Source organism: Arthrobacter sp. MPF02 (assembly GCF_046605375.1).
GTDB lineage: Bacteria > Actinomycetota > Actinomycetes > Actinomycetales > Micrococcaceae > Arthrobacter.
Window position 1 is genome coordinate 3,326,428 of sequence record NZ_CP176772.1, and the last position, 15,613, is coordinate 3,342,040.

Below are 15,613 nucleotides of genomic sequence, written 5' to 3' on the forward strand. Positions count from 1 at the left end.
TGCTCCCTGGAAACTTGGGCCAGTGTGGGCCAAAAGCGTGCTGTGCGTGACGCCCCGATGGCTCCTAAGCTCGTAGAAAGGGACTCCAACCAGCAGAAGGGACCAGCCATGGCGGACGATTCAGCCCACGATACAGTCACCCGGGTGCACGCGGAGCACCAGGAGAAGTTCAGGGCGCACCATGAACGGTTCGCCGCCCAGGCCTGGTACGACGTCGATCCCCGCCTGGCGTTGCTGCTGGCCCCGATCTTCAAGGGTGACCCGGACGCAACCATCGAGCTCACCGTAGTGGCGGACGGCACCGTCATTTCCGGGTCGGTCGTCTCCGAACAGGCGTGGGCAAGGCGGCAGCATGACCAGATCCGCCCCGGCAGCCCCGCAATAGCTGACGCCCTCGATGCCCTGCAGTCGGCAATGGACGAACAACGGCACAGGGCAGCGGCGGACACAGACGCCAACGCGCAGCTGAAAACCCAGGACCGGTACATCCACTTCCTTGCGCCGCTGCTGCTCTCGGGCGATGAACACGTACACCTGCAGGCCACCCGGGTTGACCTCCGCAAAGTCTCCGCGTGGAGCATCGGCCGGGTGTCCGCGGACCAGGAGCTGTAACCCCTCCCCTACTTGCCGGCATTGCTCACCGGGTTCCTGCAGGTGCATGGGCGACAGGAAGGCTTGAGCTGGCTTCTACTGCGGCTTGGGGCGAAGCCCCCGCGCGAGTCAGGCTCCAGCGCGGGGGCTTCTGTGCTTCCGTGTTGGGGAACTGGAAACAGATAGAAATCTACCGGCCAGTAGCCAGGGCAGATTTCCAAAAAGAGCCACTTTGGTGAATCTTGATAAAACCTTGAGTGAAACCCGCTACGGACTCTGCGGGTCCTCCGTGGCGTCCGGATCCTCTTCCGGTTCAAACGTGTTGGGCTCCGCGTCTGCGGAAATGCCGATTCCGTCGCCGCCCTGCGGGATCCCACCCTTTCCGCCCGTGCCTGCGGCACCTTCCTGGGACTCATCGTCGGACAGTGAATCCGGTGAATTGACAGTCATCGCTCCTCCTTCATTGGCCGGGCCTCCACGCTAACAGCCCGCGGCGCAAAAGAGACGGAACGGGCCGAAGTTTTTACCGCCGCCGGCGCATCGGGGAGGCTGCCTTCAGGATGGCGTCCAACCCGGCGGCGCTTCCCGGCCAATGCCTAGCCACAGCCCCTGCGCCGGCGCGTTTGATCACGGAGCGCAGCACCAGGGCGACGATCACTGCGTCATCCGCGTAGCCGACCACCGGAACAAAATCCGGTACCAGGTCGATGGGCGAGAGCACTGCCGTGCCCCACGGCAGTGCCTGCAGCCATAGCGGCATCTTTTACCCACCTTCCGGCCCCCCCCCCCCCCCCCAGCGGAAGCCCTCCCGCAAGGCGGTACCCGCTGCCGGCGGTCCTGAAGCAGCCGGAATACGGCATGGCCTGCAGCGGCGCCAGAATTGATGCGATCTTGACCCAAAGCTTGCCGGCCCCTGAAGTTGCAGGTCCACGCTGGAGGAACAAGGACAAACCAGCTTGTGGGGAGCAGGAAGTCATGGAACAGAAAACAGCTATTGACGACGACGTCACAACGGTGGGAGGCGTGCTGACAGATCAGCATCCACTGGACTTCCATGCTTTGGGGCTGGCCGGCTGCATTGATCGGCTCACCGGGCCCCTCCGGCAGCGGGGAACAGCGGTCCACTGGGATACTCCGCACTGGGGCATTGAGATTCCGGCGGACTGCGCGTCCCTCCTCTACCAGTCGGCCCGGGAGGCGCTGAGCAACGCCTACAAATACTCGGCAGCGTCGCACCTCACGGTCCAACTCGCCGCGGTGCACCACGGCATCCGGCTGGTGGTTTCCGACGACGGCACGGGCTTTGACAGCGGCCGCGCCACCTGCGGCCGGCACCATGGTTACGGGCTCCGGCTGATGGCAGTTGCTGTCCGCGAGGCAGGGGGGTCTATGGAGATCGATTCCAGCCCCGGCCACGGCACCAGCGTGACGGTAACACTGCCGCTGGACTGACCCCGCCACAACTACAAGGCTCGGCAGGCCCGCCGTACTGGGACGGGGGCCTGCCGTAGGCTTACCCGCGGGTCAGCGGGTCAGCTTGTCCTCATCGAGTTCGATGTCGCCGATGTGGCCGGGTGCGTTCGCGGCCAGGACGCGGGCCACGAAGGCGGCGTATTCGTCCATGTAATGCCGCAGGAACTTGGCGGTGCTCTCGTTCTTGACCTCACCGTCCTCGCCGAACACCGCGGCGTCGTAGTGGATGTAGGCCTCCGGGGCGTTCAGCTGCGGCGCGTCCAGGAAGCTCAGGACGCTGCGGAAGGATGACTGCATGACAGCGGTGCCGATGCTGCCCACGGAAGCGCCGATGATGCCGGTGGGCTTGCGGGCGAAGGAGTTGGACCCCCACGGCCGGGAACCCCAGTCGATGGCGTTCTTCAGCGGGCCCGGAATCGACCGGTTGTATTCGGGGGAGACGAAAAGGATACCGTCGGATGCCTCCACAGCGTCCTTGAGGGCCTGCGCCGGTGCCGGGAAGTCTGCGTCGAGGTCGTAGTTGTAGAGCGGGAGGTCCTTGATGGGGATCTCCGTAAACTCCAGGTCCTCCGGGGCGAGTTTGATCAACGCCTGGGAGAGGACCCGGTTGATCGAGCCGGCCGAGAGGCTTCCCACGAAGTATCCAATCTTGAACGGTGCCATGAGTGTTCCTTCCAATGGCCGGTAAGCGCCGGCCGTCCATGTTCTGCTGGAGATGGTGCCGGCACTACCCTCGGGCGGCGCCGGCAGTTGGTGGTCACTGCCCCACCAGTCCAACACAGAAGGCAGGCCACGGCCAGAGCCCCGGCGCTCACCCGGCTGTCCTTGACAGGCCCGTTGCCGGGAGCGCTGAATAATCCTTAGCCGCAGGAGTTTCCCGGAGCAATCCGGAGTTTCGCGGTGTCCCGCAGCCTTCGAAGGAGCCAGCCATGACCGAGAACCCCTTAGACGAGCGGGTCCACACCGAAGCGCCGGCCGAAGGCGATCCGGATGCGGACGTCACGGAAATCCGCGTCCATACCCAGGATTTGGCGGAAGGACCTGACGAGCCCGACACCCCCGCGTCCAAGAAGGCCTAGCACCGGCCGCATCCCGGGCCACCCTTGCACCGTCACCACAGAGCAGCCCGTCAGTGCGCTATCTGCCAGCTTGATCTTCAATACGACAGATAGCGCTGATTAGTTGGGCTGGAAACAGGCTCTGGAAACAGGCTCTGGAAACGTGCGCGCCCAAAAGGTATGTTGGTAAGCATGCTGATGATTTTTACCGACTCATCAGTTTCCGGTAACAAAGCGAAGGAGACGTTATGAGCACGAAGGTGGAAAAACGCATTCTGGTGAACGTACCGGTGAGCACGGCTTACAACCAGTGGACCCAGTTCGAGGAATTCCCGCACTTCATGGGCGGTGTCAAGAGCGTCACGCAGCTGACTGACGACCGGCTGGAGTGGGTCGCAGAGATCGGCGGCATCCGCCGGCAGTGGGAAGCGAAGATTTTGGAGCAGGTCCCGGACCGCCGCGTTGCCTGGGCCGCCACCGAAGGTGCCACCAACGCCGGCGCGGTGGACTTCGAGGACATGGGCGGCGGCCAGACCTCCCTGCGGCTGACCCTCGAATATGAGCCCGAAGGGCTCGTCGAGAAGGTTGGCGACAAGCTCAACGTTGTGGAACGCCAGGCCGAGGCAGACCTGCAGCGGTTCAAGGAGTTTATCGAGGACGAGGGCTATGCGAGCGGCGCCTGGCGCGGCACGGTCAACCCCGGCGCCGCGGTGGGCACTCCCGGCGTCGAGGACGCAGGCGCATCCCGCGGCGATTCCGGCAAGGCAGGCATCTCCGGTAAGGTAGCGGCCGGCCTCGGCGTAGCCGCAGCAGCGGGCGCGGCAGCCGCCGTGGCAGCCGGCAGCAAGAAGGACGAGACCAGCGCTGCCGCCGATGAGACCGTCACCCCCGCAGCGACGGGCGAACCCGCCACCGTTACGCCAGTCACCACGGACACCACGGCAGCTCCGGCTGACGCAATGACACCGGAGGAGCCGTTGACCACCACCACTACAACAACGGGTACGACGGCGGCAGCCGGCTCCACCGGTTCGGTCGCAGACCTGGGTGAGGACCGGATCGGGCAGCCCTTCGACCAGACCAATGGCCTGGTGGACACCACGGGTGAATCGGACGAGACGCTGGAGGGCGAAAACCTCAGCGCCGCCGAGCGCCTGAGGGACGACCGCCGTCCCGACGGCGGCCTGCCGCCGGTGGGCGGCAACCTCGGCCAGCACTAACCGCGCCTGACTGCCGGCGCCGGGGCCTTTCACCCTACCTAAAAGGCCCCGCCGCCGTCGCTGTCCCTACAAAGCAAGCGCCGCCCGCCTCTCCCCCGAGGCGGGCGGCGCTGTGCCGTGTACGGCTTACTTGCTTTGCTGTTACTTGTCCGTGCCGGCGTAGGTCACGTTCGGTTTGGCCGGCGTTTCCATGCCTTCACCGATGAAGAAGCCCGGGTGCGGCGGCTGGTTGTAGGCCACGTTCTCCCGCGCGACGGCCGTCCGGTAGACGGTGTCGTGCATCAGGGTGCGGAGGCGGACCCCGGTGGGCGACGTGCTGGTGTAGATCCGCAGTTCGGTGCTGTCCGACGACGGGAAGGCCAGTTCCTCGCGCCAGTCACCGAGGAGGTCGGCCTGGAGCGACGGGTTGCCCTTGGTGTGGTTGTTGGTGCGGGCACCCGTGGCCGTCAGCAGGCGGTCGCTGGACTGGGTTTCCCAGTTCCACTTGGAGACGGTGGGCACGCCCACGCCGGCGGCTGCGTCGAAGTCGTGGTCAACGATTTCGCGGAGCAGGTCGCCGTCCCACCAGGCCAGGAAGTTCGCGGCCGGGATCCTGTCCGCGATCCGCTCGCCCTTGGCGGACATCAGGTAGCCGACCGGGGAGTTCCAGGCAGCGTCGCCGCCCACAGCCCAGCCCTCGGCACCCGCGTACCGGGGGTCGATGTCGCCCGCGGCGCCGCGGCCGGTGTCTCGGGCGGCCGGGATGCTCCAGAGGACTTCACCGGTGGCGGAGTCACGGAAGGTGGCACCGCGGTTGCCGCTCTGGCTCATGCTCTCGTGCACGGCGAAGGTTTCCAGGCCGGGACGGGACGGATCGAAGTCGCTGGTGTGGATGGCATCGCCATGGCCCAGCCTGGTGTTGTAGAGCGGCTTGCCGTCGTCGTCGATGGTCATGGAACCGAAGACGAACTCGTCCTTGCCATCCTGGTCCACATCCGCGACGGACAGGTTGTGGTTACCCTGGCCCTTGTACTCGGCACCGGCAATATCGGAATCGAAGCTCCAGCGCTTCACCAGCTTGCCGTCCACCAGGTCGTATGTGACCAGGACGGTGCGGGTGTAGTAGCCGCGGCTGAACATCAAGGACGGCTTCTCACCGTCCAGGTAGGCGACGCCGGCCAGGAAGCGGTCCACGCGGTTGCCGTAGCCGTCGCCCCATGCGGACACCGTGCCGCGCGGCGGGTCGTAGGGCACGGTGTCCATGACGGTGCCGGTGGCGCCGTTGAACACCGTGAGGTATTCGGGGCCGGACAGGATGTAGCCGCCGCTGTTGCGGTGGTCCGCTGCCGCGTTGCCGATCACTGTGCCGGCGCCGTCCGTGGTGCCGTCGGCCGTCTTCATGGAAACTTCGGCCTTGCCGTCTCCGTCGAAGTCGTAGGCAAGCAGCTGGGTGTAGTGGGCGCCCGCGCGGATATTGCGGCCCAGGTCGATGCGCCACAGCCTGGTGCCGTCCATCTTGTAGGCATCCACGTACACGTTGCCGGTGTAGCCGGAGCGTGAGTTGTCCTGCGCGTTGGTGGGGTTCCAGAGCTGGATGATCTCGTAGCTGCCGTCGCCGTCCAGGTCCGCAACGCTGGCGTCATTGGCGGTGTAGCTGTAGGCCTGACCGGTGGGGGTGACGCCGTCGGCCGGCTTGTCCAGCTTGATGGCCAGGTAGTTCTGGGCCAGCGGGGTGAATTCGGCGCTGAGCTTGTCCTGCCCGTTGCCGTTGCCCACGGTCTTGATGACGTACTTGGATGCGGCAGTGCCGGCCGGGTCAACGTAGGTGGTGGTGTCCCGGATGGGTTCTTCCGTGAGCTGGACGCCGTCGCGGATCACGTGGAAGCCCACGCTGTCCTGGTCCAGGCCGAGCATGCGCCAGCCCAGCGTGACGCCCTGGTCCGTAAGGACCGCAACCGGAGCGCGGTCCAGGTTTTCCACCTGCCGCTTGGTTTCTGCCTTGCCGGACACCGCCGGAAGGCCGTGGCTGCCCGGGTTGGCCTGTGCGATTGGAAGTCCCGTGAAGGCGATCGCTGCCGCAGTCAATGAGGCAGCGGCAGTCAGGGGCGCAGCTTTCCAGACGCGGCCGGCGCGGGATTTGAAGCAACATTTCGAGGGAAAAGCCAAAAGAACATCTCCTTTGATGCGTCGGCAGCTGAGTCTGCCGATCGACAGTTTGGAACGTTTCACAGCGCCTGCAAACGCGCCCCGATGGGGATAAAGGGGAGTTTCAGGAAGGGGAAAACGCTTTCTGCCCTTTAGGTTTATCAGTGGGCCCAGAGTCGGGTCAAGGGTTATTCCGGTACTAAATGGAAGAAATTGTTCTTTCCGGTGCCCGTGCGGGCACTGGTTCTACTTCCTGCCGGCCACCGCTTCCAGCAGCGGCACGGTCCGGGCAGGCATGACCTCCACCAGGGACATGGCCGTGCTGGTTCGCACGACGCCGGCAATCGCCAGCATCGCGTTCGTCACCCGGTGGAGATCAGCCGGGTCCTTCGCGGCCACTTTGGCGAGAAGGTCGGCATCACCCGTGGTGGCGTGCATCTCGATGATTTCCGGGATGCTTCGCAGCGCCGCCGTCGCCTCGTCGCTCGAGGACTGGCTGATGGAAATCGAAATGAAGGCAGTCAGCGGCAGCCCCAGCGCCTCGGTGCGGACCCGCTGGCTGAAGGGCGCCAAGGTGCCGTCACTGACGAGTCGCTTGAGCCGCGCGTGGATGGTATTGCGGGCCACGCCAAGCGTCCTGGACAAGGACAGCACTGTTGCCTGCGAGTCCTGGTCAAGTGTGAGGAGGATCTCGGCGTCAAGAGCATCAACGAGGTGCATGCTGAGCATTTTGCCACTTGGCGGCAACGCAGAACCGTGATTTGTCCTGCGCATTTCCGCTGTGTTGCGCAGAGCGGACCCACTGCCGCACCATGCTGGCATGACCAGCACCCTTCCCGAAGCCTCCGCACCCGGGCTGCGCGCCGCCGTCGAACACCTACCCGCCTATGTGGCCGGCAGGAGTGCAGCAACGGAACTGACTGCCGCCCTTGCCTCGAACGAGAGCCACTTTCCTCCGCTGCCGTCGGTCATCGAAGCCATCTCCGCGGAGACGGCCCGGATCCACCGCTACCCCAACATGGGTGTGGTGGACGCACGCGAGGCGATTGCCCGGCACCACGGAGTGTCTCCGGAAGAGGTCGCGGCCGGCCCCGGAAGCTCGGGTGTGCTCCAGCAGATCGTCTCCGCCGTCTGCGATGCGGGCGACGAGGTGGTTTTCGCCTGGCGCTCCTTCGAGGCCTACCCCATCCTGGTCACCATCGCCGGCGCACGCCCCGTCCCCGTCCCGCTGCTGGACAACGAGCACCACGACCTTGCGGCCATGGCCGCAGCGATTACGGACCGCACCCGCCTGGTGCTCCTCTGCTCGCCGAACAACCCCACCGGGGCTGCCATCGAGGCCGAAGCGCTCGAGGAATTCCTCAGCAAGGTGCCGCCGCACGTGCTGGTGGTGCTGGACGAGGCGTATGTCGAGTTCCAGCGCGGACCGGGCGTGGACTCCCTGGAGCTGTACCGGCGGCGTCCCAACCTGTGCATCCTGCGGACCTTCTCAAAGGCCTACGGGCTGGCCGGCCTGCGGATTGGTTACGCCATTGCCCGGCCTTCCCTGGCGGAGGGGCTGCGGCGCACCGCCATTCCGTTCGGCGTGAACCGGATGGCGCAGGCCGCTGCCGTGGCGTCGCTGGCGGCGGAGGATGAGATTGCCGCTCGGACCGAAGCGGTGGCGCTGGAACGCACGCGGGTTATCGGCGCCCTGCGGAGCTTCGGCTGGGAGGTCCCGGACAGCCAGGCCAACTTCTACTGGCTCCGCGCTTCGGACGAACTGCGTGAACAGTTGCTGGCTGCCCTGTCCGCGGCGGACATCCTGGCCCGGGGCTACGCGGGCGACGGGGTCCGCATCAGCCTGGCCGGCCAAGAGACAAACGACCGCGTCCTGGCGGTCCTCACGGACCGCGGGCGGTTTGCAGCCAAGTGAGTACCGCAACGCTTCCCGGGTCCGCCACCGCTCCCCCGGCCGCCACGGAAGGAATGACGACGACGGCACCGGCCGCGCCGCCGTCGGCCGTCCGCCATTCCCCTCTTGAGGATGTGCTGGGCTTCCTGACCGGCACGTTCGCCGCGTCCCTGGGGCTGTACCTGCTGAACTCCAGCGAAGCAGTGACCGGCGGGACCGCCGGCCTGGCGCTGCTGCTCAGCTACACCCTCCCGCTGCCGTTCGGCGCCATCTTCTTCGGCGTGAACCTGCCGTTCTTCGGCCTCGCCATCTGGAAGAAGGGCTGGAACTTCGCCCTCCGGACCGGCCTGGCCATCGCGCTGGTTTCCGCCATGGCCAGCCTGCATCCTTGGGCGCTGGGCTCCCTTGACATCCACCCGGCCTACGGCGTGCTCGGCGGAAACCTGCTGGCCGGCGTCGGACTGCTCATCCTGTTCCGGCACAAGTCCAGCCTGGGCGGTTTCAACATCCTGGCCCTGCTGCTGCAGGAGAAGCTGAAGTGGCGCGCCGGGTATGTGCAGATGGTTCTGGACGTGGCCATCGTTTTGGCGGCGCTGGTGCTGGTGTCCCCCCTGATGGTGCTGCTCTCGGCGGCCGGCGCCACCCTGCTGAACCTGATCGTGGCGCTGAACCACCGCCCGGGCCGGTACCTCGGAAAGTAGCCGCCTGGGCCACTTGAAAGTGGCTGGCAGCAGACGCTCCAAACCGTGGTTCAGGGACGTTTACTGCCAGCCAGTCCGGGTTTTAAGGGTCAGTCGTGCCCTTGACCTGGTTATACCAGCAGCTCCGCACGATGGTGCTGCCAGTTTAAGTGGCGCCGGGAGGGCCCGCCAAGGCATGGGAGCCCCCATTCTGCTTACAATCGAAAGGTCAATCCACTACTGAGGGACCCATGAAGAAACTCGCCACAGCCCTGCTCGCCGCCGGCCTCCTTGCCTCTGCAACGGCCTGCTCCGAATCGCACCAACTGTCCACCGCCGAAACCTGCGAGCGGATCCAGTCCGTTGTGTCGAACCCCGCTAACAACGCCGGCAAGACGGGTATGAACCGGCTCGCCAACCAGATCCGTCCCATCCACGCGGTCGCTTCGGATGATTTGAAGCCTGCGCTCGCGTCGATCATTGAGTACACGGACGAGCAGGCGAAGGAATCCCCGGATGAGGCCAAGCTCGCCGAGCTCCAGGCCGGTTATCAGGAGGCCGGCAACACCTACAGCCAGTTCTGCAGCTAAGTAACGCTTCGCCCAACCTGCCCGGCCGCCTGGTTTACAGGCTGGCCGGGTCCGTGTTGGCGCCGCACAGGATGACGGCCACGTGTTCGTCCGGGTGCGGCACATACGCCCCGCTGGTGAGGGCGGCATAAGCCGTCGCGGCACCATGCTCCACCACTATCCGGTAGCCGTGCCAGAGCCCCGAGCGGGCGGCGACGATGTCGTCGTCGGACACCAGGACGCTTTCGACGCCGGCGCGGACCGCCACGGAGAAGCCGATGTCGCCGATGCGCCGGGCGCCCAGGGAGTCGGCGGCCAAACCGGACACCGGCACATCCACCGGTTCCCCGGCGGCGAGGGCGGCGTTCAGGGTGGGCGCAGTGCCAGGCTCCACGGCCACCACTTTGGCTTTGCCTTCCACGGCGGCGGCAATGCCTGCCATCAGCCCGCCACCGCCAACAGCAACCAGGATCGTATCCAGGCCGGGCACCTGCTCCAGCACTTCGGATCCCACTGTTCCCGCACCGGCCGCGATCTCCGGTTGGTCGTAGGCGTGGCAATAGACAGCGCCGGTTTCCTGGGCATGGCTGACGGCAGCCATGTAGGCCTCGGCGTACTCGGTACCGCCTTGCACAACGTTCGCGCCGATGGCCTTGAGCTTACGGACCTTGACCTCAGGAGCGGCGGCCGGAACAAAGACGGTGACGGGAACGCCCAGCCGGGCTGCCGCGTAGGCGTTGGCAAGGCCCGCGTTGCCACCGGACGCCACCACCACGCCGATGTCCGGCCGGAGCTCACCGCGTTCCTTGCTGGCCAGGATGCGGTTCAGGGCTCCGCGGGCTTTGAAGGTGCCGGTGTGCTGCATGAACTCGCACTTGAACCACAGCTGCCCGGGGAATTCGCCAGGGTCGGCTTGGAGTACCGGGGTGAGCCGGGTCAGTCCGGCGGTGCGGCGAACCGCCTCCTCCACCTCGGCGCGGGTGATCACCTCAGAGCTCGTCGTCCCAGGTGCCCTCTTGCAGGGCTTCCTCGGGTTTGTGCTCCTGGCCGGGGTCTCCGCTGCCAACGTACGACGCCGGAATCGCGCCGCCTGCGTGGGTTTGCTGCTCCTCCCGGATGTTGGACGCGTTGGGAAGCTCCGGATGCTGTCCGCTCTGTGGCGCCTGCTTTTCTTTGCCGGTCCCGTCCTGGACTTCGTCCGGGTCGCCGGGGCCCCGAAGGTCGGCAGTGTTCAGGGGCTCATCGTTCGAAGTGGTCATGGTCCTGCCTTTCACCGTGGGTACTTTCCGTTCCGGACCGGGCTCGCGCCCGGCTCCGGCTCTCAGCCTACGGGCTGGCTGCCGGACCCGCCGGGCAATCCGGCAGCCGGAACCTGTGAAGTACCCGCCAGAAACCTGTGAAAACCGCCTCCTTGCCTGTGAATTCCCCCGCAGCCGGGACTAAGCGGGAGCTGGAAGCGTTAATTCGGTAGCGGAAGGAGACAGGTGATCATAGTTCTTACCGGAATCGACGGTTCCGGCAAGTCGACGGCGGCCCGCGCCCTGGTTGCGGCAGTTCGGGCCGGAGGCGGAAAGGCGGTGCTGCTGAACAACCACGCCGGCCGCCGCACCATGTCCATCGTGAGCGGCCGCCTGGGGGTCCGGCTGCCCGGCCGCCTGGCCGATGGCATCGAAACAGCCTTCCGGGTGTGGAATGTCCTGGTTTCCCATGTGCGTGCCAGCCGGTTCGGAGGGCTGGTGGTGATGGACCGGCACTTGTATTGCCAGTTGGCGCTGCGCAACACCAAGGGACTTCCCCGCGGCCGGTTCCTGCCCTGGCTCCTGTCGGCACTGCCCCGCCCCGCCGCCGTCGTCCATCTGGAGCTGGACCCAGCCGAGGCACACCGCCGGATTACGGCCCGCGGTACAGACGCCGAAACCCTGCAGGACCTCACCGCGTTCCGCGACGGCTACAGGAACCTGCCTGAATACGAAAGCTTCATCAAAGTGGACGCTGCAGTCCCATCGGAGGAACTACTTGGCAGCTTGCGGCGTGTGATCCACAACCTCAGCCCCGCCGTCGCCGGCCACCGCGGAGCAGTCACAAAGCGGGATTAGTGATTTCACATAGCGGAAAATGAATTTCCTCTTGCGGAAGAAGTGTGAGCGGGATTACGTTGATCATAGGCCCGCAAAGCGGGACGTCCCCCCACCGGATAGGTAAAGGTCAATGAAGATCCCAAACCCTGAGGCACTGAAGGCGAGTTCGGTGCCCGGGAAGAAAAAGCCGCTGTACAAGTCGCTTTTCTTCCAGATTCTGATCGCCGTCGTCGCTGGTGTCCTTTTGGGGCATTTCTGGCCGGACCTCGGCTCCCAACTGAGGCCGCTCGGAGATGGCTTCATCAAACTCATCAAAATGATCATCGCGCCGCTGATTTTCCTGGTGATCGTCACCGGCATTTCAGCCGTAGGCGACGTCAAAGCGGTCGGACGGGTTGGGGTAAAGGCCCTGGTCTATTTCACGGCAGCAACACTCTTTGCCCTGGTCTTCGGACTAGTGGTCGCCAACATCGTGCAACCCGGCGCCGGCCTGAACATCGATCCCGCCACCCTGTCGCAGGCAGACCTGGACGCCAAAACCGGATCCGGTGCATCCAAGGATGCGGCAGCCTTCATCCTGGACGTTATCCCGGCAAGCGTCATTGGAGCCTTCGCCAACAACAGCTTGCTGCAGGTGCTGTTCTTCTCCGTGTTCTTCGGGGCGGCGATCGTGGTCATCGGCCGCGAGAAGTGCATGCCGGTCATCAGCCTCATGGAGACCGTCCTGGAACTGGTCTTCAAGATCATGTCCTGGATAATGAAGATTGCGCCTATCGGCGCTTTTGGAGCCATGGCGTTCATCATCGGCCAGTACGGGCTGGATACGCTTAGCACTTACGCCCTCTTGATCGCCGCCTGCTACGGCGCCGCCGTCGTGTTCATCGGCCTTCTGTTCATCGTCGCCTGGGCAACGGCCCGTGTTCCCCTCTGGCAATTCCTCAAGTACACCCGTGAAGAGTTCCTATTGGCCTTGGGCACCGCGTCCACCGAAGCTGTTATGCCACGGATCATGACCAAATTGACCAACGCCGGCTGCTCCCGCGCCACCACGGGCCTGGTCATTCCTACCGGCTACTCCTTCAACTTGGACGGGGCGGCTATCTACCTTTCCATCTCCCTGCTTTTCCTCGCCCAGGCTTTCGGCCACAACCTGGATCTCGGCCAGCAATTGGCTGCCCTTGGCATCCTCCTGCTGACGTCGAAGGGAATGGCCGGCGTTCCCGGCTCCTCGTTCCTGGCTCTCTCGGCGACTGCCGCGGCGCTGGGCATCTTTCCGGTTGCCGGCGTCGCGCTCCTCCTCGGCGCAGACCGGCTAATGGACTCCATGCGTGTTGTCGTCAACCTGCTGGGCAACTGCGTCGCCACGTTCGTCGTCTCCAAGTGGGAGGGCCAGTTCGACCGGAGCGTTATGTTGCGCGCTTTCAAAGGCGAAATCACCAATCATGATTCCGCCATCATGCTGGGTAAGGAAGAAGTCTTTGAGGACCAGGAGCTGCAGCGCATCAGCGAGGGACAGCAGCCTTCGCCCAAGTTCCGCGGCGGCCCAAGTCCTGAGGACGTTCCGCAGTTTCAAATGAGCAAGACTGCCCGGAGTGGAACGGGCAACAGTCCGGACTGACGAAGCTTCCGCCAAGCCGGAGACGCGAAGGCGGGCAGGACCACCACGGTCCTGCCCGCCTTTCGGGTTCTGCTAGCGCGAGGCGGTCGGCGAAGCGGTCGACGTCTCGGCGTCCTCGGTCTCGGTGTCCGTCGCCGTCGCTGACGCTGATTCGTCAGGCGAGGCCGTGCCCGTGGAAGTTGAAGTGGAGGTGGACGTCGGGCTGGACGTTGCGCCGCCGTCGTCCGCCTGCTCGAGCACCTCATTGATCAGGTCCTCAAGCTCCTTCTGGTCCGTATCGCCCAGGTCCGCTCCGCTCTTGGTGGCGACCACCAGCAGCCGTCCCTCGGCAGCGGACACCTGCATCAGCTTCTGCTGGTTCTCACCGCTGCGGGTGCTGAGCGTGGCAAAAGTTTCCTCGGCGTCCGTCTCGGCCTGGAGCTCCTCGCTGGACACTTCGTAGCTCTGGCCCAGGGCATCAACGGTGAAGGTGGAGCACTGGCTCATCTTGCCCTTGATCTCCGTCAGAACCTGCTCCGCGTTCTCCCCCTCCGCGCTGGACTGGGCGGACAGGGTGCGCGGCTGGTTGCCCTCGGAAATCGCGACGGCGATCTCGCCTTCCTCCACTGTGTCCAGGAGCCCAGCGGTGGCAATGTCCTTGCAGTCCTCCGGGTCAACACTGGCGGTGCTCAGCAGCAGGTTGGCGATGTTGCCGCCCTGGTCCACCTGCTCCTTGGAGTAGAGGTTGAGCTCGTTGCCGTCAGCGTCGGTCTTCCCGGAGATGAGGTTGCGCAGCTCATCTTCGGTGTACGCCTTTTCCTGGGCAGTTTCCGTCGCCGAAGCTGTGGCGGTAGCCGTTGCGGTGGGGCTGGCAGCACCGCCGCCACCTCCGGTGCAGCCGGCCAGGGCCAGCATCGCCGCGGTCATCAATCCAAGCGCTGGTACTTTTCGCATCAGGTGGACCCTTTCGAAATAGGAAGCATGCTTAGTGTTCCCTAGCGTAAAGGTTTTGGGCTGCGACGCAAATACCGCCCGCTTCGTGGCCCGGCGCCCACCCGCACTGCTGTGGAATAATCCGTGGCGGGAGGCCCTGCAATCATGAGCGACGAACTGGTGCTGCGCGGCCGCCTGGTCACCGGCAGCAGGGACGTCACTGATGGCGTTGTGGCGGTCGACGGCGGCCTGGTCACCTATGCGGGTCCGGCGTCGGCATTCCCCCGTTCAGCGGGGCCCGGGGATACCGGGCGCATCCTGCTGCCGGGACTCGTGGACCTGCATTGCCATGGCGCGCTGGGCACGGATTTTTCCGAGGGGTCCCTCTATGCCTCCCGGTCCGCCGCCCGTTACCTGCACAGCCGCGGAACCACCACCCTGCTGGGCAGCCTGGTGAGCGGGTCCTCCAAAGACCTGGTCCGGAACCTTGCAGTCCTCCGGGAGCTGGCCGGCGAGGAAACGGTTGCCGGTTCCCACCTGGAGGGCCCCTTCCTCGCCGCCGCACAGTGCGGCGCGCACGACCCCTCACTGTTGCGCATGCCGGACCCTGCACTGGCAACCGAACTTCTTGATGCTGCCGGGCCTGCATTGGCGTCGATGACGTTGGCGGCCGAGCTTCCCGGGGCATCCGGTGTGGTGGACCTGCTCGCTTCGCGGGGGATCATCCCCTCGCTGGGACACACCGCAGCGGATACTGCCGCCGCAGCCGAATTCCTGGAGCAGGCGGCAGCCGGGCTGGCAGCTCCTACCAACCGCACCGGCAGGTTCCGCCCCACCGTCACCCACCTGTTCAACGCCATGCCCAGCCTGCACCACCGCTCTCCCGGCCCGGTCGCAGCCGGCCTCAGCGCCGCCCGGAACGGCAACGCGGTGGTGGAACTCATCGCCGACGGCGTCCACCTGGCACCCGAGACCATCAAGCTGGTTTTCGATCTTGTGGGGGCTGCCAACATTGCCCTGGTCACCGACTCCATGGCGGCAACCGGGCTGGCGGACGGTCACTATCGCCTGGGTGGCCTGGCTGTCACCGTGGGACAGGGAATTGCCCGGGTGGACAACACTGGTGCCATCGCAGGCGGGACCGCTACCCTGCTGGACGTCGTCCGCACAACGGTAGCCGCCGGGGTACCGCTCCGGGATGCGGTTCTCGCGGCAACTTCGGTTCCTGCCGACGTCCTCGGACTTTCCTCTTCTGCTGGTGACCTTCGGGCCGGGATGCCTGCCGACGTCGTCGTGGTGGACGCCGGATTGTCGCTCGCCGGGGTGCTGCGCCGGGGTGAATGGGTTAGTAAGCCGGAGCGGCCCAGCCTCAATCCCGGGCGGAGTAACTAGAAAA

18 protein-coding genes are annotated in these 15,613 nt (G+C 65.5%); 10 read left to right on the forward strand and 8 right to left on the reverse strand.

Translation table 11 applies throughout. The features are described 5' to 3' along the window. Positions 1-108 precede the first annotated feature (108 nt). Complete coding sequence (locus tag ACLH0K_RS15765) at positions 109-612, forward strand: hypothetical protein (protein WP_411374483.1); 504 nt, start codon at positions 109-111, stop codon at positions 610-612. 246 nt (positions 613-858) lie between these two features. Here ACLH0K_RS15765 and ACLH0K_RS15770 read toward each other — a convergent pair whose 3' ends face one another. After that, entirely contained in the window at positions 859-1,041 is a 183-nt protein-coding gene (locus tag ACLH0K_RS15770) for a hypothetical protein (protein ID WP_411374484.1), read from the reverse strand. A 73-nt stretch (positions 1,042-1,114) separates the two neighbouring features. Next, positions 1,115-1,351: a YkvA family protein gene (locus ACLH0K_RS15775; RefSeq protein ID WP_411374485.1), complete on the reverse strand. Its 237-nt coding sequence runs from the start codon at positions 1,349-1,351 to the stop codon at positions 1,115-1,117. A 215-nt stretch (positions 1,352-1,566) separates the two neighbouring features. Between ACLH0K_RS15775 and ACLH0K_RS15780 the strand changes: the two genes are divergently transcribed. After that, on the forward strand, positions 1,567-2,043 hold the full coding sequence (locus tag ACLH0K_RS15780) for a sensor histidine kinase (RefSeq protein WP_411374486.1): 477 nt from the start codon (positions 1,567-1,569) through the stop codon (positions 2,041-2,043). 72 nt (positions 2,044-2,115) lie between these two features. Here ACLH0K_RS15780 and ACLH0K_RS15785 read toward each other — a convergent pair whose 3' ends face one another. Further along, complete coding sequence (locus tag ACLH0K_RS15785) at positions 2,116-2,727, reverse strand: NADPH-dependent FMN reductase (RefSeq protein ID WP_411374487.1); 612 nt, start codon at positions 2,725-2,727, stop codon at positions 2,116-2,118. A gap of 266 nt (positions 2,728-2,993) precedes the next feature. On the opposite strand from ACLH0K_RS15785, the gene ACLH0K_RS15790 reads away from it, so the two are divergent. Then, a complete protein-coding gene (locus ACLH0K_RS15790) occupies positions 2,994-3,143 on the forward strand; it encodes a hypothetical protein (RefSeq protein WP_411374488.1) in 150 nt (49 codons plus the stop codon). A gap of 227 nt (positions 3,144-3,370) precedes the next feature. Continuing rightward, positions 3,371-4,342: an SRPBCC family protein gene (locus ACLH0K_RS15795; protein WP_411374489.1), complete on the forward strand. Its 972-nt coding sequence runs from the start codon at positions 3,371-3,373 to the stop codon at positions 4,340-4,342. A gap of 141 nt (positions 4,343-4,483) precedes the next feature. Here ACLH0K_RS15795 and ACLH0K_RS15800 read toward each other — a convergent pair whose 3' ends face one another. After that, entirely contained in the window at positions 4,484-6,487 is a 2,004-nt protein-coding gene (locus ACLH0K_RS15800; protein WP_411374490.1) for a rhamnogalacturonan lyase, read from the reverse strand. A 225-nt stretch (positions 6,488-6,712) separates the two neighbouring features. Next, on the reverse strand, positions 6,713-7,195 hold the full coding sequence (locus tag ACLH0K_RS15805; protein ID WP_411374491.1) for an Lrp/AsnC family transcriptional regulator: 483 nt from the start codon (positions 7,193-7,195) through the stop codon (positions 6,713-6,715). Between the two features lie 91 nt (positions 7,196-7,286). Between ACLH0K_RS15805 and hisC the strand changes: the two genes are divergently transcribed. The 3 genes from hisC to ACLH0K_RS15820 all read left to right on the forward strand — a co-directional run bounded on the left by hisC (position 7,287) and on the right by ACLH0K_RS15820 (position 9,630). Beyond that, entirely contained in the window at positions 7,287-8,381 is a 1,095-nt protein-coding gene (gene hisC / locus ACLH0K_RS15810; protein WP_411374492.1) for a histidinol-phosphate transaminase, read from the forward strand. 53 nt (positions 8,382-8,434) lie between these two features. Further along, positions 8,435-9,061: a YitT family protein gene (locus ACLH0K_RS15815; RefSeq protein ID WP_411376499.1), complete on the forward strand. Its 627-nt coding sequence runs from the start codon at positions 8,435-8,437 to the stop codon at positions 9,059-9,061. 230 nt (positions 9,062-9,291) lie between these two features. Then, entirely contained in the window at positions 9,292-9,630 is a 339-nt protein-coding gene (locus ACLH0K_RS15820) for a hypothetical protein (protein ID WP_411374493.1), read from the forward strand. Between the two features lie 34 nt (positions 9,631-9,664). On the opposite strand, the gene ACLH0K_RS15825 is transcribed toward ACLH0K_RS15820, so the two are convergent. Together ACLH0K_RS15825 and ACLH0K_RS15830 are read right to left on the reverse strand one after the other, a co-directional pair. Continuing rightward, complete coding sequence (locus ACLH0K_RS15825; RefSeq protein WP_411374494.1) at positions 9,665-10,597, reverse strand: threonine/serine dehydratase; 933 nt, start codon at positions 10,595-10,597, stop codon at positions 9,665-9,667. Position 10,598: 1 nt separating this feature from the next. Continuing rightward, positions 10,599-10,868 (reverse strand): hypothetical protein, encoded by a 270-nt coding sequence (locus tag ACLH0K_RS15830; protein ID WP_411374495.1) that lies wholly within the window; start codon positions 10,866-10,868, stop codon positions 10,599-10,601. A gap of 225 nt (positions 10,869-11,093) precedes the next feature. Here ACLH0K_RS15830 and ACLH0K_RS15835 point away from each other — a divergent pair, with 225 nt between their 5' ends. Together ACLH0K_RS15835 and dctA are read left to right on the forward strand one after the other, a co-directional pair. Beyond that, complete coding sequence (locus ACLH0K_RS15835) at positions 11,094-11,705, forward strand: thymidylate kinase (protein ID WP_411374496.1); 612 nt, start codon at positions 11,094-11,096, stop codon at positions 11,703-11,705. A gap of 112 nt (positions 11,706-11,817) precedes the next feature. Next, a complete protein-coding gene (gene dctA / locus ACLH0K_RS15840) occupies positions 11,818-13,305 on the forward strand; it encodes a C4-dicarboxylate transporter DctA (RefSeq protein WP_411374497.1) in 1,488 nt (495 codons plus the stop codon). Between the two features lie 72 nt (positions 13,306-13,377). Here dctA and ACLH0K_RS15845 read toward each other — a convergent pair whose 3' ends face one another. After that, the gene (locus ACLH0K_RS15845; protein WP_411374498.1) at positions 13,378-14,238 is read right to left on the reverse strand and encodes a hypothetical protein; all 861 of its coding nucleotides are present in this window, start codon (positions 14,236-14,238) and stop codon (positions 13,378-13,380) included. Positions 14,239-14,382: 144 nt separating this feature from the next. Between ACLH0K_RS15845 and ACLH0K_RS15850 the strand changes: the two genes are divergently transcribed. Further along, positions 14,383-15,609, forward strand: a complete 1,227-nt coding sequence (locus tag ACLH0K_RS15850) for an N-acetylglucosamine-6-phosphate deacetylase (protein WP_411374499.1) — start codon at positions 14,383-14,385, stop codon at positions 15,607-15,609. The last annotated feature ends 4 nt before the right edge of the window (positions 15,610-15,613 follow it).